The organism is Kocuria sp. CPCC 204721 (genome assembly GCF_040980945.1).
Lineage (GTDB): Bacteria > Actinomycetota > Actinomycetes > Actinomycetales > Micrococcaceae > Kocuria > Kocuria marina.
In genome coordinates, this window is sequence record NZ_JAVKPO010000014.1 from 1 (window position 1) to 18435 (window position 18435).

The following is an 18435-nucleotide window of genomic DNA, read 5'->3' on the forward strand; positions in this document are numbered from 1 at the left end:
GAGGTGTGACGCTTCCTGCTGTTCGTCATGATCTGACCAGTCTCACTGCCCGGACCCCCGGGCAACAGGACGACTCACACAACCACCGGACCTACCAAACGGGGTCAGCCCAGTAGGTGCTCCCGGTGAACGACTTCATCGCGACCGCCACCACGGGGTCGGTGATCAGGGACTCGGGGGTCTGGATGGCTGGGCCGGACAGGCACTCGGGCTGGAAGGCGTTGATCCAGGGACGGTCGAAGGGGAGATCGTCTCCGTCCACCCATCCGCCCCGCGCGTCGTTCTCCGGCACGTAGGCGTGCACGAGGCAGATCGGCTGATCGAAGGGCTCGATCTCCACCAGGGTCCCCAACGGGAGGTCCACAGCCACGACAGGGCCGTCCGGAGCACGGAAGGAACGACCGCCACGCGGACGCGGGCGTTCTGAGTGGACGGCGATCCCCTGTGAGGGGGTGCTCTTGGGGAGAAGTCTAGTTGCTGCTAATGACAACCATGTAGTTCCCTGTGGGGAGGCCCGTGAACACCGTGCTCTGACAGGCGCTCCTTTCAGCCCTGGGTCTTCACCGGGTCGGAGCCAGCCAACAGGTCCTCCCACGAGTCGGCGGTCTTCACATCGCTCTCATAGGCGATGACGTAGCCCCATCGTTGCCCTTCGAAGGTTGGGTGGGCACTGATGAGGCGGACGGTCTCCTCGGCTGCCTTGCGCTTGGCCTGGACGACCTGGTCGTCCTTGCCTGACTCGGCCTTCCCCTCGATGATCCAGTGGTAGCCGTCCAAGTCCAGCGCGACGAAGTCCGGTCGGTAGTTCTGCTCCAGCGTGTAGGCGATGATGGCGTCGTCGCTGTGGTACAGCCGCTTCCACCACTTGATCGCTCCGGAACGGTTGAGCATCGCGGCGATCCGGTACTCAGCGGAGAACGAGTCAAACGCCGCTGCCTCGAACAAGCCCTTGGCCCATGGGCCATAGTGCTGATGACGCAGGAAGCCGTCTCCCTTGGAATCGGCAGGCAGAAGGTCGAGGACGGCCCTGCCGGGGAGAAGCGTGTACTCGGTCGCGATAGGCAGTTCGTGCGGGTGCAGGACGGTCCGCGTCCCCTGCCCCCGGACGTGTTCCCTCGCCGCACGCGAAATGACCTCCCGGGCTTGCGCCACCGCCGAGGCGAGCAACTTCTTCGTCCATTCGGTGGTTCCGGACTCTGTGATCAGAAGTGGCGCAATGTGATTCTTTAGAACCGACAGGTTCTCCGGGTCGCTGGAGTCGAAGACACGCAGTCGCATGACGGACTGGATGAGGTCCTTCTTTGCCTGATCACTGTCGATGCTGATGGAGGAGACGCGAACATCCTCCTCCTCGCGCGTCACGATCTGCTCGCCCTTGAACGTGATGACTTCCCGCGCTAGCACGCCGCCCTGGTCCTTGATCTTGCGCGCGGCGTTCTTGATGGCGTCGTCCTCGACCCGCGAGAGTCGGAACTCCGAGGTCTCCCGGACCATGGCTGTGCTTGGGAAGGTGAAGGTCTCGCCCTCGAACTGCTCGTTCATGCGGATGACGATGGGCTCGGGCGTCTCGTCGGCCCCGACCGGAGCGTCGTCGTCAATGACGACCACGCCAACTGCGCCCCCGGCAAGTTCTCGGACCTCTGACTGGTCCTCCGGGGCTGGCGTCTGAGTCTGCTCCGTCCCGTCCTGCTCCTGCCCTGCCGGGGTGGTGTCTGTTTGGTCCTGATCTCCCGAGTCAGTAGCGACCGGATCAGGCGCGGGGGTCGGCTCTGGGCTCGCCACGTCTTCGCGCGTGAGGTCCTCCAATCCGAACGACTTCAGGACCTGTTCGTCGCTGAGGAACTTGCGGAAGGAGTCGTGCCCAAGGACGTCCAACTGGTCGACGTGCGCCGAGCCGGTCCACTTGCCGAATGGCAGGCGGAGTCCTCTGCCCATCGTCTGCTGCGTGAGCACCTCAGAAGCCATCGCGCGCAACGTGACCATGACGGCGACGTTTTTGACGTCCCAGCCTTCCTTCAACTTGTTGACGCTGACCACGCAGCGGACAGGCGAGTGTGGCAGGTCCATCTCACGCAGCCGCTGGAGCGTCTGCACGTCGTCGTGCTGGTTGTCGACTTGGAGGACAGCGCTCTCGCTGCCGAAGAACTCCGGACCTCGCAAGAGGGTCGTTACCTGCGTAGCGTGCGCAACGTCGGCGCACTGCACGAACAGAGCGGCGTTCACCTCAGGGATGTCCGGCGCGGAGCGGTGGTATGCCTCGTAGTGCTTCTGCTTGACCTCCAGCAACGCCATCGCGTCGCGCAGTTGCTGCTCCTCTTTCTCATCCCCGTACCCACCGCGCCGGAACGCAAGAACCGGACGCTTGACGTACTTCTCCTGAATCGCCTGCTTCAGCGGGTAGCGGAAGATCACGTGGTCTTCCTCGGAGGCTGAAGCGGTCAGGCCGACCACAGCGGCGGGAGACAGGTCCCGGATGCCTGCCCGGAACGCCTGAGCGGTCTCGCCGTAGAGGTGGTGCTCATCCGCGATGATCACCAAGTCTTCGCGCTGACGCAGGTACTCGTGCAGGTTTCCCGAGTTCTCCCGGAACTTCCGGAAGGCGCGACGCTGCGCGTCCTTACCCGCTCCTGTGGTCTCACCCTCGGCCTCGGTGGGGGCCGTCAACTGGTGGACGTTGAGGATGAATAACTGCGCCGGAGCCCCGTCGTCCGAGAACACGGAGGCCATCGTGTTGTTAGGCCGCCAGGTGTCGTAGTCGCTCGGAGTGACGACGAAGGGGCTGGACAGGGAGCCCTCGATGTACTTCGGGTCTCCCTCGGAGAAGTTGGCAACCGTCTTGTCCTGCACGACGGTAGAAGGCGTGACGACGAGGACGTCGTGGATGCCCTTCTCCCGGAGGTACTCCACCAGCGCCGCCATGATGTAGGTCTTGCCTGCCCCCGTTGCCAGATCGAGGACCAGCGGCACCTCGGGGTCATACCCGTTGGCGAGGGCCTCGACCACAGTGTGGAAGGCCCTCGCGTTGGGTTCGCGCAGGTCGAACCGTTGCGCGATCTCCGCGACCAGGTGCTCGTCGTAGGTGAAGCCGGGGATCATCACTTGCCCTTCGTCTGGACTGAGAACAGGTCGCTCGGGATGTGCATGACACGAGAACCGCGTCGAGCCTTGCGCAGCGCCTCCGCCGTCCCGTCGAGGACGACCGTAGAGGCCACAGTCAGACTCTCGCCATCCCCGAGGTGCGAGACCAAGGAGGTCACGTACTCGGGCGTGAGGGGGTCGCGGGTCACGTAGAGGCGCATCGCCCCACGCGCGCCGTGGAAGTGCCTGTCCTCCGGCGTGAGTCGGAAGCGCAGATGCGCAGCGATGGAGGCCCTGAGAAGGGCTGGGTCCTGCGCTGCCTTGGTCATCGTCACGATGTCAAGGTCCGGGTCATAGTCGAAGCAAGCCGGAGCGAGGTGGGCGACCTGAAAGCCTCCACCGCCGCGCCAGTTGACCTCATCCGGCAGCCGCTCAGTCTTGATCTGGTCAACTACTGCCCGCTTCACAAGAGGCAGGAAGTCCATCTCGCGTACCGTCTCGGCAGGCAACTTGGCCAGCAAGCGACTCAGTTCCGCAGCCTCGCCGTCATCAAGGGTTGGCTCATCTGAGCGCTGGTCCGCGCGCACTGCCTTGGAGATCACGTCCGTGAGGTCGATGGGTGCCGTCATGTTCCGCGAGGCGCGGTTGAGGGCCGACTCGATGGACCAGGCATCACCAGGAGACGTGATGCCCTCAGGAAGGACCACCTCGGGCTTCAGCCGTCGCTCGGTCGTCTCGCGCTCCCGCACGCTCACGCCACCACGGTCCTGCCCACTGGCAACCGCGCTCAGTCGAGGCTTGGTGTAGCGGATGAAGTTGGACTCCTGCAACTCGCAGGCCACCCAGCGCCGCCCCATCTTGTGCGCGACCGCTGCTGTGGTGCCCGAGCCAGCAAAGCAGTCAAGGACGAGATCACCGGGCTCGGTGGACACGTGAATGATCCGTTCCAGCAGCCGCTCCGGCTTCGGCGTCTCGAAACGCGCCCCACTCGGGAACAGGGCCTTGATTTCAGCCTTGGCCGCGCGGTTGTGGTCGACCTCCGAGTTCGGCCACCAAGAGTTTACGGCGCGGCCTGTCGTGGGGATGTACGACTTCCGCCCCAGTCCGCCGCCCTTGCCGCCCTTGCCTCTAAGCACGATGATCGGCCAGTTCCCTGCCGCGTAACGAGCCGCTGCCTTCTCCTGCGCCGACTCCAGCGGCTCCGCCAGCACGAGGTCACGCACGTCCGTCCGAATCTTGCTCTCCGGGAGTCCACTGCGCTCAGCCCTGTCGCTGACATCAACAGCGTCGGCCAAGCGGTAGTCCGCGTACTCGCTCATCGCGGCGAGCATCTTCTCCTGCTCAAACCTCCAGCAGTTGCCTGGGCTCGGGTACCTCATCTCGCCCGTTACAGGGTGCTGAATCCCGTAGATGCCGGGGTGCTGCCGGTTCTTCGACTTGGCCGGGCCAGTGGGGTTGTCATCCCACCACGGGTCGGGGTCGCCGTCCGGAGACTGGAAGCGCTCGTTGTCGGCTTCTTCGCGGGGGAACCTGTTCGGCTCCCACTTGGAGGTCTTCCGATAGACCAAAATCGTGTCATGCGAGGCGTTGATCCGATCCGAGTCATTCCGCCCAGAGTCGGCCTTCTGCCACACGACTTCGGCCACGAAGTTTCCCGGACCGAACTTCGCGTCCAGCAAGAGTCTCATCCGGTGGTTCTCCTTGTTGTCCAAGTGAACCCAGATCGACCCCTCGGAAGCCAAGAGTTTGTGCAGGTGATCGAGCCGGTCGCGCATCATGGTCAACCAGATCGAGTGCTCCAAGTTGTCTTCGTAACTTTCTCCGAAAACTTCTCCCGTGTTGAAGGGCGGGTCGATGTAGATGCACTTCACCTTGCCGACGTACTTGTCCTTCAGTTCAGGGACACGAGTCAAGGCTTCAAGGACATCTCCTGACTCGCCAAGGATGAGCAGGTTATCTGTGGTCGGTTCCAGATCAGCGCGCTCGCTGTATATGACGCCCTCAACTTTGGGTGCTTGCACGCCCTCCACGTACTCATCCATGACGAGGGTCCGCGTCTCGCAGTACCGGGGGTCTCGGGGGTCCACCCACGTGTAGCCGTACCTGCCCGACTCCGTAGGGATCAGCGCCCGGTCTTTGTTGTACCAGGACAGTTCCAGTCTCTGCTGGTCGTCGTTCACCATCTACTCGCTCTGCCTCGTTCGCGTGCCCTTTAGGGCGTCCTCCTGATCGTAGGTGGAGAGACCGACCGAACCGGTCAGGCTGGGCCGACCAGGCCCATACCGGGGCCTCACACGGCACCCGATTCCAGCCATGCCTCTACCTGGGGCAGCAGCGCCTCTGCCTCCCCCTGGCGCACGGCCAACGTCTTTACGAAGCGCTGCTTGGACACCAGCACGGTCCAGTCGATGCGTTCCCAGCCCTTCTGGTCAGCCTTGACCCTCATCTGCCTGACGAAGCGCTCGGGGCTGATCCGGGCCAGTAAGAGCGCTTCCGCCTGCGACGGGCGAAGAGGCTGCTCGTAGTTGTCAGAGCCACCCGCCTCGGGAGGTTTGCCTCGTGGTGGCGGGACGGGCCCCTGAAAGGGCGTGGCGGGGAGGGGGAACCTGTTGGCACTGTCACAGTGCTTGTTGTCGGCCTGGATGGGCTGCTGACGGTTCACAGGGTCAGCGCCTGGCACAGGCAGGTCGCTCCCGTCTCGGCGGCGCGCAGCGCCTTGTGCAACGTCCGGCGCGAGGTCATCGGTGACCGCAACCACTGAGTCTCTTCCACTACCACTACTACTGGCACTACTACTACGCCGCGAACGTTCGCGATCAGTTCGGACGATGTTCTCCGGCACGTTCGGGCGAACGTTCGCCCGAACGCCACTGCCCTTCCTGCTCGCTCTGACGTTGCGCATCCGGTTGCGGGCCGCTTCCCGTTCCGTCAGGCGCTGGTCCCGGCTCATTTGCTCGTCCTCGAACCCCGAGAGGCGGTAGCCCTCGATCTGAACGCCGCGTTCCTCGCGGACTGCGGGCTCCAGATAGCCAAGGCGAAGCAACTCGTCAAGAGTCGCGGGTTCGTCCATCAGTGAGCGCATGAGTCGCTCGGAGACCCAGCCGTCAGTGAGGTCATAGGCACAGTGCGCCGTCATGAGAACACGGAGCCTGAAGGCTCCAGCGCTCATCACGTCGGTGAACACTTCGTCCTCCAACCACGCGAAGGGAAGGCGCGCGTAGCCCGACTTCGCCGTGCTCACGACACACCATCCCGGTAGAGAGTTGCCTGGTCCCAGCCAGGTGTTAGCATGAAATCGCTCCTTTCATGGAACCTTGAAGCGCCCTCGGCCTCCGCCAAGAGATGGGGGCGTTTCGCTTCTCAGGACTTGGGGCCGTCCTCGGGAACTGGCCCGTTCTTCTCGACCCACTGGGCAACGCCATCAGCGACGAACATGCCCAACTGGTAGGCGAGCGAGCGGTTCTCGTAATGCGCGATCTTGCGAACCTGATCGAAGACCTCGGGCAGCATGGCTGCGGTGCGCCGCTCTCGCCCGTCTCGATACTCATTGATCGCCATGGAACCTCCAGAAGATGATGGTCGAACACCTGGACCGTAGGCGGAGTTTGACGCTCTTTCCAGCCAGGAATGGGCTCGCGTTTGTCTTTCGATGGTGCTTCACTAAGCGACTCCTCCAACCTGGATTGCCACTTTGCGAGCCGAGAGAGTCCGAAAAAATGATTCGGCATGAGTGCGCGGATCGGCGTGTTTCAGATCGCCGGCCAGGCTCACCCATCACCTCCTCCTCCGCTACGTTGCTTCCATAGAGAGAGATCGGCCAGCCCCACGCGAGCGCCACCGGGCCCGGAACTGGGACGAGTGGATCAACGGCGTGCTCTCCGCTCGGTTCGTCCCTCTTGATCTAGCGGATGTGATCCAGATGGCCCTGACCTACGCGGTCGAGTCGGCCCTGGGCAACCACGAGGTACTCGCGCAGGCGGCGGGTGAGAACCTGCCCGGGCAGCGTCGGCGGGGCTATGACCTAGTGGCCCGTTCGGCAGGGATGGCTCGCGAGACACTCCGACTGACCTCGCAAGGCGCTCGCTGGGCCCAAGCCGATGAGATCGCCGGGATCGAGGCGAGCCCCTTCACCGGAGAGCACTTCCGGGGCCACCTCCTTGCGCATGTGGAGCAGGTGCTACGCAAGGACCAGGTTCCTGGTCGAATGCCGAAATCTTCCCTTGCCTCCAACAGAGTCGGTACATCGACCGACACCATGGAGGCAGCAATGAAGGAGGTTCCCGAACTCGAAGAGCGCGTGCGGACTGACGTGGCCCGGCTCGACTGGACCCAGCAACTGGCGGCACGGCAGCAGCGCCGGGCAGGGACGGCGAACTGGGGGCGGGTGCGCTCACTGATCGGCCCTGACCCGGTGCCCAAGACGACGCCGGGTGGCATGAACGAGCGCCTCCGGGCAGCGGGAGTCCCGAACCTCACCCAACTGCTCCGCGACCTCCTGGGGGACAGCACCGAGTTCCCAACCTACAAAGCCGTCCAGGCTGTCCAGCGAGACCACCCTCACGTGAACGCCAAACAGGTCCAGGACGCCATCACCCGGCTCGTGGCGCGCGGCGAACTGCGCACGGTACAAAGGGGCATCTACCAGCCCACCGACACGATGCGGGAGCGTCGGTCCCGATGACCACGCGCCCGATCCGGGCGCGCGAGATCGACAACCTGACCGCGAGAGCGGGATCAGGATGGGTGATCCGTGCGTCCGTGTTCCCTCAGGTCCTGCCCCGGCCACAGGTCGGCCTCCAGCCACTGCTCCAAGCGGGCAAGGGCTCCGAAGTCCGGCAGCACCTCACCTGCGAGCACCCGCTCCACGGTCCGCCTGCTCACCCTGGCCTCACGCTCGATGCTGCGCAGCGACGGATTGCCCCTGGCCTCCAACGCCTTCAGCAGCCGGTTCACGAACTCTTGCCCGTAGATCGCGCTTACCGGTGCGTCCTTGCGGAGCCTGCCCGTGGGCCACTGACCGCGCGCGACGTACTCACGCGGGGCGGCATCTCCTCCGGACCTGGGCATGTCCTCAGCCTAGAGCCAGCCGCTCTCGATTCCAGGATTGTCGGGGTTCCTTACTATAGTTGTGCTGATGGGTCTTATAGGACCCACAAACACAACGGAGGTAGGCTGTGCCCAAGGATTTGGTCATCGGGGGCGTGGTCATGAGGACCGCCCAGGACGTGCTGGACAACTACACCCCCGAGAGCGAGCGTGTGCCCTCAGAGGTCTGGCACACGGTCAGGCCGCTCGCAGTCAGGGCAGTCTCGAAGAGCACCTACAGGGCTCCGACCAGCGTTCACTTCGCGCTGCGGATCACCGCCCGATTCCTCGCTTGGGCTCTGGAGCAGGACCTCCCTCTCGACCCCGAGGTGATGTTCACCCCGCAGCGGGTGGAGCAGTACATCGCGGAGGGCGAGGGCACCTCCTCTCGGCACAGCCAAGGCAACTACCGCGCGGCCCTCACCAACGTCGGCAAAGGGATCACGAGGCGTGCGCCCTGGGAGCCGGATCGGACCCAGTACACCAATCACGTCCGACTCGCTCCGCCCTACACCGAGCCCGAGATGGCGGGCTACTGGGACGCGGTGGAGCAGCAGAGCGAGAAGGGCGCGCACATCCTCCGCAGCCTGTTGGTGCTCGCGCACGGGGGCGGCCTGAAAGTGCCCGAACTCATGGACATCGCTGCGCGCGACATCTACTTCCTCGCCGGTGCGCCCGTTTTCTCGATCAAGGTCGCGGAGCGGATCGCCCCCGTCCTGACGCAGTACACCGAGGAGTTGCGAGCACTCTGTGCCGCTCGTCCCGAGGGACCGATCATCGGGACGCAGAAGAAGAAGTCCAACGACACCTTCGCCAACTTCCGCAAGGCGATCAAGACCCCGGCCTACCTTCCGACGCTCACCGCCAGCCGATTGCGGACCACCTGGATCAAGGACCTCTTGGACAACGGGTCGTCCCTGGCCGAGGTGCAGGCGGCAGCCGGAACCACCAGCGCCTCCACCCTGGAGGCCATCGCGCCGTTCACGAAGCGCAGGTGGGCCGACGACGAGTGGCTGATCATCGCCTCGGGGGCACGCTCACGGTGATCACCCGTCAGCACTACGACGACCCCCGGTGGCGCGCCAAGACAGCGCGCTCCACGGGCGCGCGTGAGTTCCGTCAGGTCATGAAGCGACTGGAGCGCAAGGGAACCCCTGCGTTCGTCCAGGAGCGCATGGCAGCAAAGACGGGGCGCTAGCGGGTCGTCTCTTGGGCAGCCTTCATCCGCCTTTGCACGCTCGCGGCCTTCCACAGCGAGGCCACCTTCCACCTGGTCGACGTGATGCACGTGGCCGATGGCCTCACCCCGTCCCAGCGCCGGGAGGTCGGGTTCACGCGCTGCGACTACCACCACGTGGAGTACGCCTTCAAGACGCTGGCCAACGCTGGCGATGAACGAATCTGTCTGGGCAATGGCAAGGTCAAGAATCCTCGGCTCCAGATGTCGCTGGACGACTTCATCATCCGCCTGATCGAAACGCCAGAGGTCCCCCCGACCTCGCGGCAGGCTCTCGACGGCACCCTGATCGAGACTCATGCCCGGCGTCGCAGTTGGGCCAAGCACGCCAAGGCCGACTACGAGAAGACCGACGACTACCTCGTGCCGGGTGACCTCGAAGGGGCCCCGAAGGTGAGCAACACTGCCGGGTTCCCACGGGTGTCAGCGGACGGCACCCTGATCCACTCCGTCGACGGAGATGCCCGGGACCAGGTGCAGACGGGCAAGAACCTCAGCCCGGGCAACATCCGCCTCGGCTACGAGGCCCACTTCCTGGTCGACTCGCGCGAGGCAGGGTCTGACCTCCACGCCCCACCCGTGATTCGAGTCCTTCACCTCGCGCCCGGCAGCACCCATCGAGGCATTGCTGGCATCGAGTCCCTGGACGGCATGCGGCGCGTCCTGGAGCGGACGCCGGACGAGGTGATGGTCGACCGGGGGTACTCGAACGCGAAGGTTGAGCACTGGGCGGCTCCTCTCTTCGAACGCGGCCTGCGGCAGGTCTTCGACCTCCACCCGAACAACCGGGGTGTCGCGCCCGGTCCGATCAAGGGCACCCGGTGGCGCGACGGACTGCTCCTGGTCAGTGACAAGGTGACCAAGCACGATGCGGTCTCCACCCGCTCGCCGCTGGAGTCCCACGAGGTCAAGGAGAAGCGGGCCGAGGCGGTCGCCAGGCGCCACGCCTTCGCCTTCGGGTTCGAGGACTGGAATCCCGAGAGGGGCACCGTCCGCCTCGTCGGTCCTGCCGTGCGAGGACAGGTCCGCTGCGTGAACCATCCGGCGTCGATGCGGCTGAAGGCCGTGAAGCAGCACTCACGGGGTGGGCGTCGGATCACCCGCCCGACCACCAACCACGTCCGGGGTGACGACTGCGCCTGCGGCAAGACCAAGGTCGTCCCCATCCTGGACGTGATCCGCTTCTACCAGCCGTACGTCTGGGGCTCGCCAGAGTGGGAGCGTGCCTACGGTGCCCGGAACCTCTCCGAGACCGCCAACAGCAACTTCAAGGACCACCACGGGCGCTTCGCCAAGGGCTCGATCAAGGTCCTCGGGCGCAACAAGATCGCCCTGGCTCTGGCGTTCTTCGTGGACGCGGTGAACGCGCGCCTGATCATCAGCATGCCGACAGACTTCTTCGAGCGGTGGACAGGCTCGGCTGACCCCTACCTGCCCGACCCCGACGACCCCGCCTGGACGGACCCTAACCATCAGCCGCCCGCAACTCGGGCGGGTCCCGCCACGGGCGCACCCAACACTTGGCCAGCCACGCTGGAGTCGATCACCACGTAGCCCCTCGCCCTGCCAGCCCCTGCCCGGAAACAGGTCCGGACGGGGGCTTTTCGCTGTCGCGGGCCTGCCGAGCGCCGGTTCGCCACGCTTCACGGGGTCGGTGGTGCACCCGGAGGCGCGACAACGGCCCCCCCAACAAAAGAACTCCCGGTCCTGGTGACCCGGGACCGGGAGTTCTCTTGAAGAAATCGGCTACTAGTACTGAATAGCCGCGGTGCGCGAGGGGGGAGTTGAACCCCCACGCCCTCTCGGGCACACGGACCTGAACCGTGCGCGTCTGCCTATTCCGCCACTCGCGCTCGTTGCTCCACGCGGCATTCGCCGGTGAGCAACGTCGAAAAGAATACCTGACGCGTGCGACGTTTGGCGAATCGCGGCGTCGTCGAACTCTCGGTAGGGGCGACGGCGCTGTGGCGCCTCAGATGCTCACCGTGAGTCCCGCCCACGTGACGCCGGCGCAGAACAGTCCGGCGAGCGCGTAGAGCGTCACCGGGACCAGCAGGGCGATCTCCCGGGCGGAGCCCGCGTTGCCGAGCACGGGGAAGCGCACGAACGAGCGGCCTTTGTAGAACGCGGTGGGCAGCGGCAGGGACGTGCGCAGGGGCCACAACAGGTGGATCCCCTGGGTCGTGAGCAGGTCCCCCAGCATGTGCACGGCGCATCCGAGACCCACGGCCACCACGAACCAGCGCGGGTCCTGCGGGGGATTCGCCGCGACGAACGCCCCCAGCAGGATGCCCACGATCCAGTTCGCATGGGAGAGCCGGTCCGGGACGAACGCCAGGACCTTCACCGCGCACGCGATGAGCAGCACGGACAGCACCGCCGCCAGGGGCCACACCTGTCCTGGTAACGACGCCGCGGCGTCCGGGATCTCTCCAGCCTGACCTTCCGCCCCGGGCCAGGAGAAGGAGTTCCAGCGCAGGGCGTCCCCCACGGGGACGGACGCGCGCTGGGACAACAGCGCGAGGACGATGATCAGGAGCAGCCCCAGGAGCGAGTGTGTGGCCCTGCGGTGGCCCCCGGAGAGTTTGCCGACCGCCCGGGCCACCCACGTGGACAGTGGCGGGAGGGAGCGGGCGACCGTGCCCCCGGGGTGGTCGAGATCCGGAAGCAGGGCCGCGCCGGCGCAGATCAGCGCGCCGGTGATGACGCCGGGGTCGCCCACGGGCATCACCCCCAAACCCACCGGCACGGAGACGTTGGCGAGGTGCACGGTGTAGGTACCGGTCAGCGCCACCCACGCGGCTGCACCGCACGCGGCATGGCTGGGGCCCATCATCGGGGGAACCTGGGCATGGTGGTGGTCCTCTCAAGACCTCGGGGAAGAAGCAGACCCCAGGGTAGGAACCGGTTCCGACCTGCATAAGCGGCTGCGGAGGCCGCCTCGGCGACCTGCTCGGATCCGCACTGTGCGCGGCAGTCGACCACCGCGCGTCCATGCCCCGCGCCATCCGTTCACGACGGTCGGTGCACCGCGCCTCAGTCACCCGCGTGGGGCCATGTCCTGCCCTGCCGAACCAGCGTGGGTGGGTCCGCGCACCACCCCTCGATTCGTGAGCGTGAAGCGTCAGTCCAGAGACTTGGGGTTCCAGGGGAGCTGCTGATCGCACCCCGGTGTGAGCCAGGCCTTGATGAAGCCGCCCGTCTGGTGCAGGTACTGCATGAGCAGGCTCTTGCCCGTGATGTGGAAGTCCACGGCGGACATGCGTAGCTCACCGGGATAACAGCGGGAGAGGATGAGCCGCGATCGGGGCGCGTGCTGGGTGAAGGTTACGGCGGTCACGGTGTCCCACCCGCGTTCCTCGAAAAGCTTCTGCAGCTCCATGGCCTCGCCCTGGGTCGTGGACGGATCCGGTTTGAAGCAGATCACCTCCACGCCCTCCCGGGGCGCGCAGAACGGGCGGGTCGAGTAGTACTCCTGCATCTGCGGTGGTTCGTACGGCTGGGGGTCCGGGGCGGAGATCACCAGCGTGTCCGCCACGTGCTGGTTGAACACGAGGTCCTCCGCGTAGGCCACACGGGACGTGTCCGGCGGTCCGAGCACGAACACCGCGTCAGATCGTTTCGGCGGATCCACGCGGGGGTTGTCCAGCACGGCGTGGCACACCGCGAGCCACAGCACCACGAGGATCGTCAGGACGGTCAACACCAGCAGGGGCCACCGCCGCTTCTTGGCGAGGGTCTGCCCGGGGGCCGCGTGTGCCACGGATGTCCTTCCGATGTGGGGCTTTACAGGAATGCCGCGGATATCATCTCATCCAGCGGAACCCCTTCCGAGGCTTCTGCATCTCGTACCGGTAAACACCCACCAAGGAGTCAGCTCATGCGCTCGAACGACCACCTCGAACGTTCGATGACCTGCCAGGTTCCGCTCCGGTGGGGGGACATGGACTCGTACGGCCACGTGAACAACGTGGAGGTCGTCCGTGTGCTCGAGGAAGCGCGCATCGCCGCGTTCGGCGTCCCCGTAGGCACGGGCGAGCAGGTCCTGCCGGCCAAGATCCCCTTGTTCTCAGTGCTCCCGGAGGGCACCCAGGCGCTGATCGCCGAGCACCGGGTCAAGTACCTGCGCCCCCTGGCGTACCGCAACGTCCCCGTGGATGTGCGCGTGTGGGTGGTCTCCGCCCGGGCCGCCACCCTGGTCCTGGGATTCGAGATCCTCGACTTCGCCGACGGCGCTCCTTGCGTCCGCGCCCAGACCCAGCTCGCGTTCTACCTCCCGAGCACGCGCACGGTGGTGCGCCTGACCCCCGAACAGCGCGAACTGCTGGAACCGTATACGGCGCCGTCGCCGTTCTGACCTGCGCACACCCGCGCACCGCGCCGACGTCGCTCAGGCGGCGAGCTTCACCGGGGTTCGCAACCGCAGCTGCGCGCGGGTGCGCAGGATGTGGCCGCTTTCCGGCAAGACCCGCCACGTCCACCACAGCACGGCGTGGGAGTCCGGGTCCGCGTGGCACGTGGCAGCGGTGACCGCCGCGGGGTCCTCGGTGTCCTGGACGCACACCGCCAGGGGCGCCGCATCCAGGGTGTCGTGCAGGCGCGCGAGCTCCCGCTGCAGACCGCGAGGGGAGTGCTCGGTGACCGTGCAGCCCACTTCCACGTGCGAGGCGAACGGCGTGGGGTGGGCGATGCTGCACAGCGTGGGCAGCTGCGCTGCGGTGTCCTCGAACAGACCCACGGTCTCGACCCACTGCTCCCCGGCGTGGGTGATCACGCACTGGTGGTGCAAGGAACCCACACGCAGTTCCACGACCGTGTGCTCGTCCACTCGCAGCGAGCGCCCGGCCGGTGCGTCCAGCACGCCCAGGTCCGTGCGGTACCCGAACTGTTCCGGGCGGCACACGACATGCCCGTGCAACGGGGTCAGCCAGCGATGCTCCATAGCCTTGTTCTCCCTCTTCGACCCCGCGGCAGTCCGCCGCATCGGCTTTACAGAAGAAAATATCCACCAAGCGGGTGCGCGAGCAAGCACCGGAAGGTCACCGTTTGATGACGACGCATATATGCCACCCGGGCCCACACGGACGCGGTGCGTGCCGGAACGGCTGCGGTGACAGGGGCTGGATCAGGGCAGCGGACGGCCCCGCGCCGCCGTCCACAGTGCGTACCAGTCCTCGTGGGTCATGAGCTCGGCGGCCCGCGGCGCCTGCGCGCACGCGGCGATCCGCTGCGGGTTCAAGGTCCCCACCATCGGGCGGATACCGTACGGGTGGCGCAGCAACCAACCCACCACCACGGCCTCGCGGGACACGCCCATGCGCTGGGCGAGCTGCTCCACGAGGGCGCTCGTCCGCCGTACGGGGTCCTCGTTCGCACCGCCGGAGGACGACGCCGCACCCCCGGTCTCCGCACCGCCCATCCCGTCCTCCCCGGACGAGGCGGCCGGCGCGGACGTAGCTCCGGGCGCGGGTGCACCCGAATAGATCCCGCCGGCCATGGCACCCCATGCCTGCAACTCGATCTCGTCCGCGATGCACTGGGCGAGCAGCCCACCGGGGAACGACACCCCGGTCCCCTCCGGGTGATTGGCGAGCACCTGGGACTCCACGAAATCGCGGTGCGCCAGGCTCATCTGGATCTGCACCGCGGTCACGGGCACGCTCAACAGTTGTTGGAACGCGGCCACGTGATGCGGCGTCATGTTGGACAGCCCCACGGAACCGATCAGGCCCTCACGGTGCAGTTCGTCCAGGGCCCGCGCGGTCTCGCCCAGGGGTGTGAGCGGATCCGGGCGGTGCAGGAACAACCGCTCCACGTGGTCCACGCCGAGCCGCTGCAGGGACCCCTCCAGGGAGGACCGCACGGAGTCACGGTCGAGTCGGTAGTGGACGGGTGAGCCCTGGGGCCCGGTGTTACCCGGCAGCTTGATCCCGCACTTGGTCTGGATCCGCACCGCGCGCCGCAGCAGGGCGTCCTCGGCCAGGATGCGACCGAACAGGGTTTCAGAGGCGCCGCCGATGTAGATGTCCGCGTGGTCGAAGAGTTCGAACCCGGCCCGGTGCGCGGCGTACACGGCCTCGCGAGCGACGTCGTACTGGGACGCCGGGACGGACTCCTGACCCCAGGAGCCACCCAGGGTCATGCACCCGTAGATCAGGGGAGTGCTCACGGGCGCCCGCCCTGCTGCTCGGCGCCGCGGCGCAGGCGGGCGGCCTCGGCGAACGCGGCGGCGGCCTCGTCGAGTTTGCCCGTGCTCTCGTAGACCGTTCCGAGCTCCGTGAAACAGTCGGAGCGGTCGCGCAGGGAATCGGGGACCTCCTCGTAGAAGTCCACGGCGCGGTTGTACGCGGTCACAGCCTGCGCGTTGCGCTGGGTCTCGCGGTAGACCCGTGCGAGGTTGCTGTAGCAGTCGGCCTGGTCGCGGGGTTCGTGGGGGGCGTCCAGGTACTGGCCCAGGGCGTCCAACAACTGGGTCTCGGCCGCGCGCAACTCCCCGGTCTCGACCAGCAGGGACCCCAGGATCAGGTGCGCGCGGGCCTTATGCTTGCCACTGCCCGGGAGCTGGGAGAAGTACTCGAGCGCGGTGCGGTATTCCGCCACGGCTTTGCTGGTGCGTTCCATGACCACGTAGATGTGGCCCAGGTTGTAGTGGCACGCGGCGAGTTCCTTGGCGGTGTCGCCGGATTCGTGGAACAGCTCGATGGCCTGTCGGTACGCGGTCTCCGCGAGGTCGTGCTCACCGCGGTCCTCGGCGTCCAGAGCACGCGTGAAATAACCGTTGCCGTCATCCGAGTAACTCATCAGATCAACCTCCCGGGACCCAGTAAGAATCTAAGGATGCTACATGGTGGGCCGATTCGGAACCCGGCTGCTAATCTCAAAACCACACTCTCCCAGGAGGTCAGGATGGCAGTACAGAACACCGCACCGGGGCAGGACTCGCGCGATCCCCGCCACGCAGCAGCCCCGGACGACGAGCATGCTTCCGTGATCCGTCACGAGGAGCGTCTGGTGATCAACCGCGAGGAGGAGGTCACCGGCCGTGCCCGGCTGCGTAAGTACGTGGTGAGTGAGCCCGTCCGCCAGGAGGTCACCCTCGCCTCGGAGGAGGCCAACGTGGTGCGCACCCCCATCACCGAGGAGGAGCGTCAGGCGTTCCTGGACGGTCGCGAGCTGCCCGTGGGTGAGGACGAACTGATCCTGTACCGCACCGAGCCCGTGGTGCAGACCATGCGGGTCCCGTACCAGCGTGTCCGCCTGGTCGCCGAGCGTGTCGAGCGCACCGAGGTGATCGAGGAGACCCTGCGCAAGGAGCGCGTGGACATCGAGACGGACGAGCGCCCCGCGCACTGAGCCACGCGGCGTCGCCCGCGGCAAGAGCTTCCAACGGACCGGCATCTCCGAGCGGGGTGCCGGTCCGTCGTCGTCCGCCCTCGCGACGGAACCCCCGGCCAGCGGCACCCGCGGTGGATGCGGCGTCGTCCGCGTCCGCGTCACAGGGTGACGACGCCGCTGCGGCATCAGGGTGTCCGCGGGGTAGTTTGGTGGGGTGAACGAAACGACCCTGACCCTGATCCGCCACGGCCAGACGGACTGGAACCTGCAACGGTTGTTGCAGGGCCGCACGGACATCCCCCTCAACGACACGGGCAGGGAACAGGCCCGCGCGGTGGGCCGGGAACTCGCGGCGTCGGGGCGACACTGGGATGCGCTGGTCTCCTCTCCCCTGCAGCGCGCACGGGAGACGGCCCGGATCATCGGGGCGCAGCTCGGACTCGCGCCGGCGGGGACCTACGCGGACCTCGCGGAGCGCTCCTTCGGGGACGCGGAGGGCTACGACTGCACCGGGATGACAGAGGACGAGCGGCACGCGTTCATGGAGGAGCACGGTGAGGCGGCCGAGCACGTGGTGCAGCGGGGGATCGCGGTACTGCGCGAGATCGCCGCGCGGTACCCGCAGCAGGACGTGATGATCGTGGCCCACGGGACGTTCATCCGCCTGACCGCGGGCCGGATCCTGGGGGTCGAGCTGCCGAGCCTGCAGAACGGGGAAGTGGTCGAGGTGACCACGCAGCAGCTGGCTGCCGCCCCCTGACCGACCTACCGGACTACTGCTCTGCGCCCGGGCGAGCGGCCGCGGTCTCGGTGGCCTCCGTGCGGGCCGGACGGTGCGCGTACATCAGCGCGAGTCCGGTGAAGACGAAACCACCCACCAGGTTGCCCAGCAGCACAGGGATCTGGTTCCAGATCCACCAGTCGCCCAGCCCCACGTCCGCGCCCATGAGCATGCCCATGGGGATCATGAAGAAGTTGACCACGGCGTGCTCGAAGCCCAGGCCGAAGAACGCCATGATGGGCAGCCAGATGGCGGCGATCTTGCCGATGGTGTCCTTGGAGACCATGCCCATGAACACGCCCAGGGACACGAGCCAGTTGCACAGCACGGCCTTGACGAACACCGTGACCATGCCCGCGAAGCCCATGGCCTGGTAGGCAGTGGTCTTGGCCGCAGCAGTGTCGGCGAACTTCTTGCCCAGCGCGCCGGCGTCGTGGGAGCCGAAGCCCGTGAGGGTGCCCGCGTAGAGCAGGGCGAACAGCGCAGCCCCGATGATGTGGCCGATGGTCACCATCAGGCAGTACCGGGCCACGGCCGACCACGGGACGAGTCCGCGCAGCGCGGCCATGGGGGTCAGGGCGAAGCCGCCGGTGAGCAGCTCCATGCCCATGAGGATCACGATGGTGATGCCGGCGGGGAAGAGCAGGGCGCCCACCACGGGCGAGCCGGAGCTCACGGTGGCCGACACCGCGAACGAGGTGGTGGCCGCGAGCACGGCACCGCCCAGCACGCCGCGCAGCACGAGGGCGCCGGAGGGCGCTGTGGCCTTGGCCTCCCCGGCGGTGACGGCGTTCGCCACCACATCCAATGGGTTCACGTTGGTCATGACTGCTCTGCTTTCTGTCGTGGGGGGGGGCTGCGCCCCGGCTGCGGGGTCGCCCTGGCTGCGGGGTCACGGGCACCCGCAGTCGCCGGTGGG

The 18435-nt window shown here is 66.6% G+C and carries 19 protein-coding genes and 1 tRNA gene; 7 read left to right on the forward strand and 13 right to left on the reverse strand.

Going from position 1 to position 18435, the window contains the following annotated elements; translation table 11 throughout:
- Positions 1 to 91: 91 nt before the first annotated feature.
- From RF637_RS11160 to RF637_RS11180, 5 genes are all read right to left on the reverse strand, one after another.
- Positions 92 to 370, reverse strand: coding sequence for a hypothetical protein (locus tag RF637_RS11160; RefSeq protein ID WP_368844859.1), 279 nt, complete (start codon positions 368 to 370; stop codon positions 92 to 94).
- A gap of 176 nt (positions 371 to 546) precedes the next feature.
- Positions 547 to 3096 (reverse strand): DEAD/DEAH box helicase family protein, encoded by a 2550-nt coding sequence (locus RF637_RS11165; RefSeq protein WP_368844900.1) that lies wholly within the window; start codon positions 3094 to 3096, stop codon positions 547 to 549.
- The gene (locus tag RF637_RS11170; RefSeq protein ID WP_368844860.1) at positions 3096 to 5261 is read right to left on the reverse strand and encodes a site-specific DNA-methyltransferase; all 2166 of its coding nucleotides are present in this window, start codon (positions 5259 to 5261) and stop codon (positions 3096 to 3098) included. Before RF637_RS11170 ends, RF637_RS11165 begins: the two co-directional genes overlap by 1 nt.
- Before the next feature lie 107 nt (positions 5262 to 5368).
- Positions 5369 to 6319 (reverse strand): hypothetical protein, encoded by a 951-nt coding sequence (locus tag RF637_RS11175; protein WP_368844861.1) that lies wholly within the window; start codon positions 6317 to 6319, stop codon positions 5369 to 5371.
- Between the two features lie 119 nt (positions 6320 to 6438).
- Positions 6439 to 6636 carry a hypothetical protein gene (locus RF637_RS11180; protein WP_368844862.1) on the reverse strand — a complete coding sequence of 66 codons (198 nt, stop codon included), beginning with the start codon at positions 6634 to 6636 and terminating at the stop codon, positions 6439 to 6441.
- Positions 6637 to 6997: 361 nt separating this feature from the next.
- Between RF637_RS11180 and RF637_RS11185 the strand changes: the two genes are divergently transcribed.
- A complete protein-coding gene (locus tag RF637_RS11185; protein WP_368844863.1) occupies positions 6998 to 7759 on the forward strand; it encodes a hypothetical protein in 762 nt (253 codons plus the stop codon).
- Positions 7760 to 7812: 53 nt separating this feature from the next.
- Here RF637_RS11185 and RF637_RS11190 read toward each other — a convergent pair whose 3' ends face one another.
- The gene (locus tag RF637_RS11190; RefSeq protein ID WP_368844864.1) at positions 7813 to 8145 is read right to left on the reverse strand and encodes a hypothetical protein; all 333 of its coding nucleotides are present in this window, start codon (positions 8143 to 8145) and stop codon (positions 7813 to 7815) included.
- A gap of 107 nt (positions 8146 to 8252) precedes the next feature.
- Here RF637_RS11190 and RF637_RS11195 point away from each other — a divergent pair, with 107 nt between their 5' ends.
- From RF637_RS11195 to RF637_RS11205, 3 genes are all read left to right on the forward strand, one after another.
- Entirely contained in the window at positions 8253 to 9209 is a 957-nt protein-coding gene (locus RF637_RS11195; protein ID WP_368844865.1) for a hypothetical protein, read from the forward strand.
- Entirely contained in the window at positions 9173 to 9361 is a 189-nt protein-coding gene (locus RF637_RS11200; RefSeq protein ID WP_368844866.1) for a hypothetical protein, read from the forward strand. Before RF637_RS11195 ends, RF637_RS11200 begins: the two co-directional genes overlap by 37 nt.
- A gap of 84 nt (positions 9362 to 9445) precedes the next feature.
- Positions 9446 to 10954, forward strand: a complete 1509-nt coding sequence (locus RF637_RS11205) for a hypothetical protein (RefSeq protein WP_368844867.1) — start codon at positions 9446 to 9448, stop codon at positions 10952 to 10954.
- Between the two features lie 215 nt (positions 10955 to 11169).
- Here RF637_RS11205 and RF637_RS11210 read toward each other — a convergent pair.
- The 3 genes from RF637_RS11210 to RF637_RS11220 all read right to left on the reverse strand — a co-directional run bounded on the left by RF637_RS11210 (position 11170) and on the right by RF637_RS11220 (position 13163).
- Positions 11170 to 11253 (reverse strand) — tRNA-Leu (locus RF637_RS11210).
- A gap of 119 nt (positions 11254 to 11372) precedes the next feature.
- Positions 11373 to 12236 carry a metal-dependent hydrolase gene (locus RF637_RS11215; RefSeq protein ID WP_368844868.1) on the reverse strand — a complete coding sequence of 288 codons (864 nt, stop codon included), beginning with the start codon at positions 12234 to 12236 and terminating at the stop codon, positions 11373 to 11375.
- Between the two features lie 288 nt (positions 12237 to 12524).
- Positions 12525 to 13163 (reverse strand): YdcF family protein, encoded by a 639-nt coding sequence (locus RF637_RS11220; protein WP_240505610.1) that lies wholly within the window; start codon positions 13161 to 13163, stop codon positions 12525 to 12527.
- A gap of 117 nt (positions 13164 to 13280) precedes the next feature.
- Between RF637_RS11220 and RF637_RS11225 the strand changes: the two genes are divergently transcribed.
- Positions 13281 to 13757, forward strand: coding sequence for a thioesterase family protein (locus RF637_RS11225; RefSeq protein WP_064845578.1), 477 nt, complete (start codon positions 13281 to 13283; stop codon positions 13755 to 13757).
- A 33-nt stretch (positions 13758 to 13790) separates the two neighbouring features.
- Here RF637_RS11225 and RF637_RS11230 read toward each other — a convergent pair whose 3' ends face one another.
- From RF637_RS11230 to RF637_RS11240, 3 genes are all read right to left on the reverse strand, one after another.
- Positions 13791 to 14342, reverse strand: coding sequence for a DUF2617 family protein (locus RF637_RS11230; RefSeq protein WP_064845577.1), 552 nt, complete (start codon positions 14340 to 14342; stop codon positions 13791 to 13793).
- Positions 14343 to 14525: 183 nt separating this feature from the next.
- Positions 14526 to 15569, reverse strand: a complete 1044-nt coding sequence (locus RF637_RS11235) for an aldo/keto reductase family oxidoreductase (protein ID WP_368844869.1) — start codon at positions 15567 to 15569, stop codon at positions 14526 to 14528.
- The gene (locus RF637_RS11240; RefSeq protein ID WP_368844870.1) at positions 15566 to 16201 is read right to left on the reverse strand and encodes a tetratricopeptide repeat protein; all 636 of its coding nucleotides are present in this window, start codon (positions 16199 to 16201) and stop codon (positions 15566 to 15568) included. Before RF637_RS11240 ends, RF637_RS11235 begins: the two co-directional genes overlap by 4 nt.
- 105 nt (positions 16202 to 16306) lie before the next feature.
- On the opposite strand from RF637_RS11240, the gene RF637_RS11245 reads away from it, so the two are divergent.
- Both RF637_RS11245 and RF637_RS11250 read left to right on the forward strand, forming a co-directional pair.
- Positions 16307 to 16753: a YsnF/AvaK domain-containing protein gene (locus RF637_RS11245; protein ID WP_064845575.1), complete on the forward strand. Its 447-nt coding sequence runs from the start codon at positions 16307 to 16309 to the stop codon at positions 16751 to 16753.
- Between the two features lie 196 nt (positions 16754 to 16949).
- Positions 16950 to 17495 (forward strand): histidine phosphatase family protein, encoded by a 546-nt coding sequence (locus RF637_RS11250; RefSeq protein WP_167318881.1) that lies wholly within the window; start codon positions 16950 to 16952, stop codon positions 17493 to 17495.
- A 13-nt stretch (positions 17496 to 17508) separates the two neighbouring features.
- Here RF637_RS11250 and RF637_RS11255 read toward each other — a convergent pair whose 3' ends face one another.
- Positions 17509 to 18342 (reverse strand): formate/nitrite transporter family protein, encoded by an 834-nt coding sequence (locus RF637_RS11255; RefSeq protein ID WP_085106519.1) that lies wholly within the window; start codon positions 18340 to 18342, stop codon positions 17509 to 17511.
- Positions 18343 to 18435 lie beyond the last annotated feature (93 nt).

Bases quoted from the DNA above. Each gene is read 5' to 3' on its own strand.
- RF637_RS11165 (WP_368844900.1), bottom strand. From the start codon at position 3,096: ATGATCCCCGGCTTCACCTACGACGAGCACCTGGTCGCGGAGATCGCG.
- RF637_RS11170 (WP_368844860.1), bottom strand. From the start codon at position 5,261: ATGGTGAACGACGACCAGCAGAGACTGGAACTGTCCTGGTACAACAAA.
- RF637_RS11180 (WP_368844862.1), bottom strand. From the start codon at position 6,636: ATGGCGATCAATGAGTATCGAGACGGGCGAGAGCGGCGCACCGCAGCC.
- RF637_RS11185 (WP_368844863.1), top strand. From the start codon at position 6,998: ATGGCCCTGACCTACGCGGTCGAGTCGGCCCTGGGCAACCACGAGGTA.
- RF637_RS11190 (WP_368844864.1), bottom strand. From the start codon at position 8,145: ATGCCCAGGTCCGGAGGAGATGCCGCCCCGCGTGAGTACGTCGCGCGC.
- RF637_RS11205 (WP_368844867.1), top strand. From the start codon at position 9,446: ATGCACGTGGCCGATGGCCTCACCCCGTCCCAGCGCCGGGAGGTCGGG.
- RF637_RS11215 (WP_368844868.1), bottom strand. From the start codon at position 12,236: ATGATGGGCCCCAGCCATGCCGCGTGCGGTGCAGCCGCGTGGGTGGCG.
- RF637_RS11225 (WP_064845578.1), top strand. From the start codon at position 13,281: ATGCGCTCGAACGACCACCTCGAACGTTCGATGACCTGCCAGGTTCCG.
- RF637_RS11230 (WP_064845577.1), bottom strand. From the start codon at position 14,342: ATGGAGCATCGCTGGCTGACCCCGTTGCACGGGCATGTCGTGTGCCGC.
- RF637_RS11240 (WP_368844870.1), bottom strand. From the start codon at position 16,201: ATGAGTTACTCGGATGACGGCAACGGTTATTTCACGCGTGCTCTGGAC.
- RF637_RS11245 (WP_064845575.1), top strand. From the start codon at position 16,307: ATGGCAGTACAGAACACCGCACCGGGGCAGGACTCGCGCGATCCCCGC.
- RF637_RS11255 (WP_085106519.1), bottom strand. From the start codon at position 18,342: ATGACCAACGTGAACCCATTGGATGTGGTGGCGAACGCCGTCACCGCC.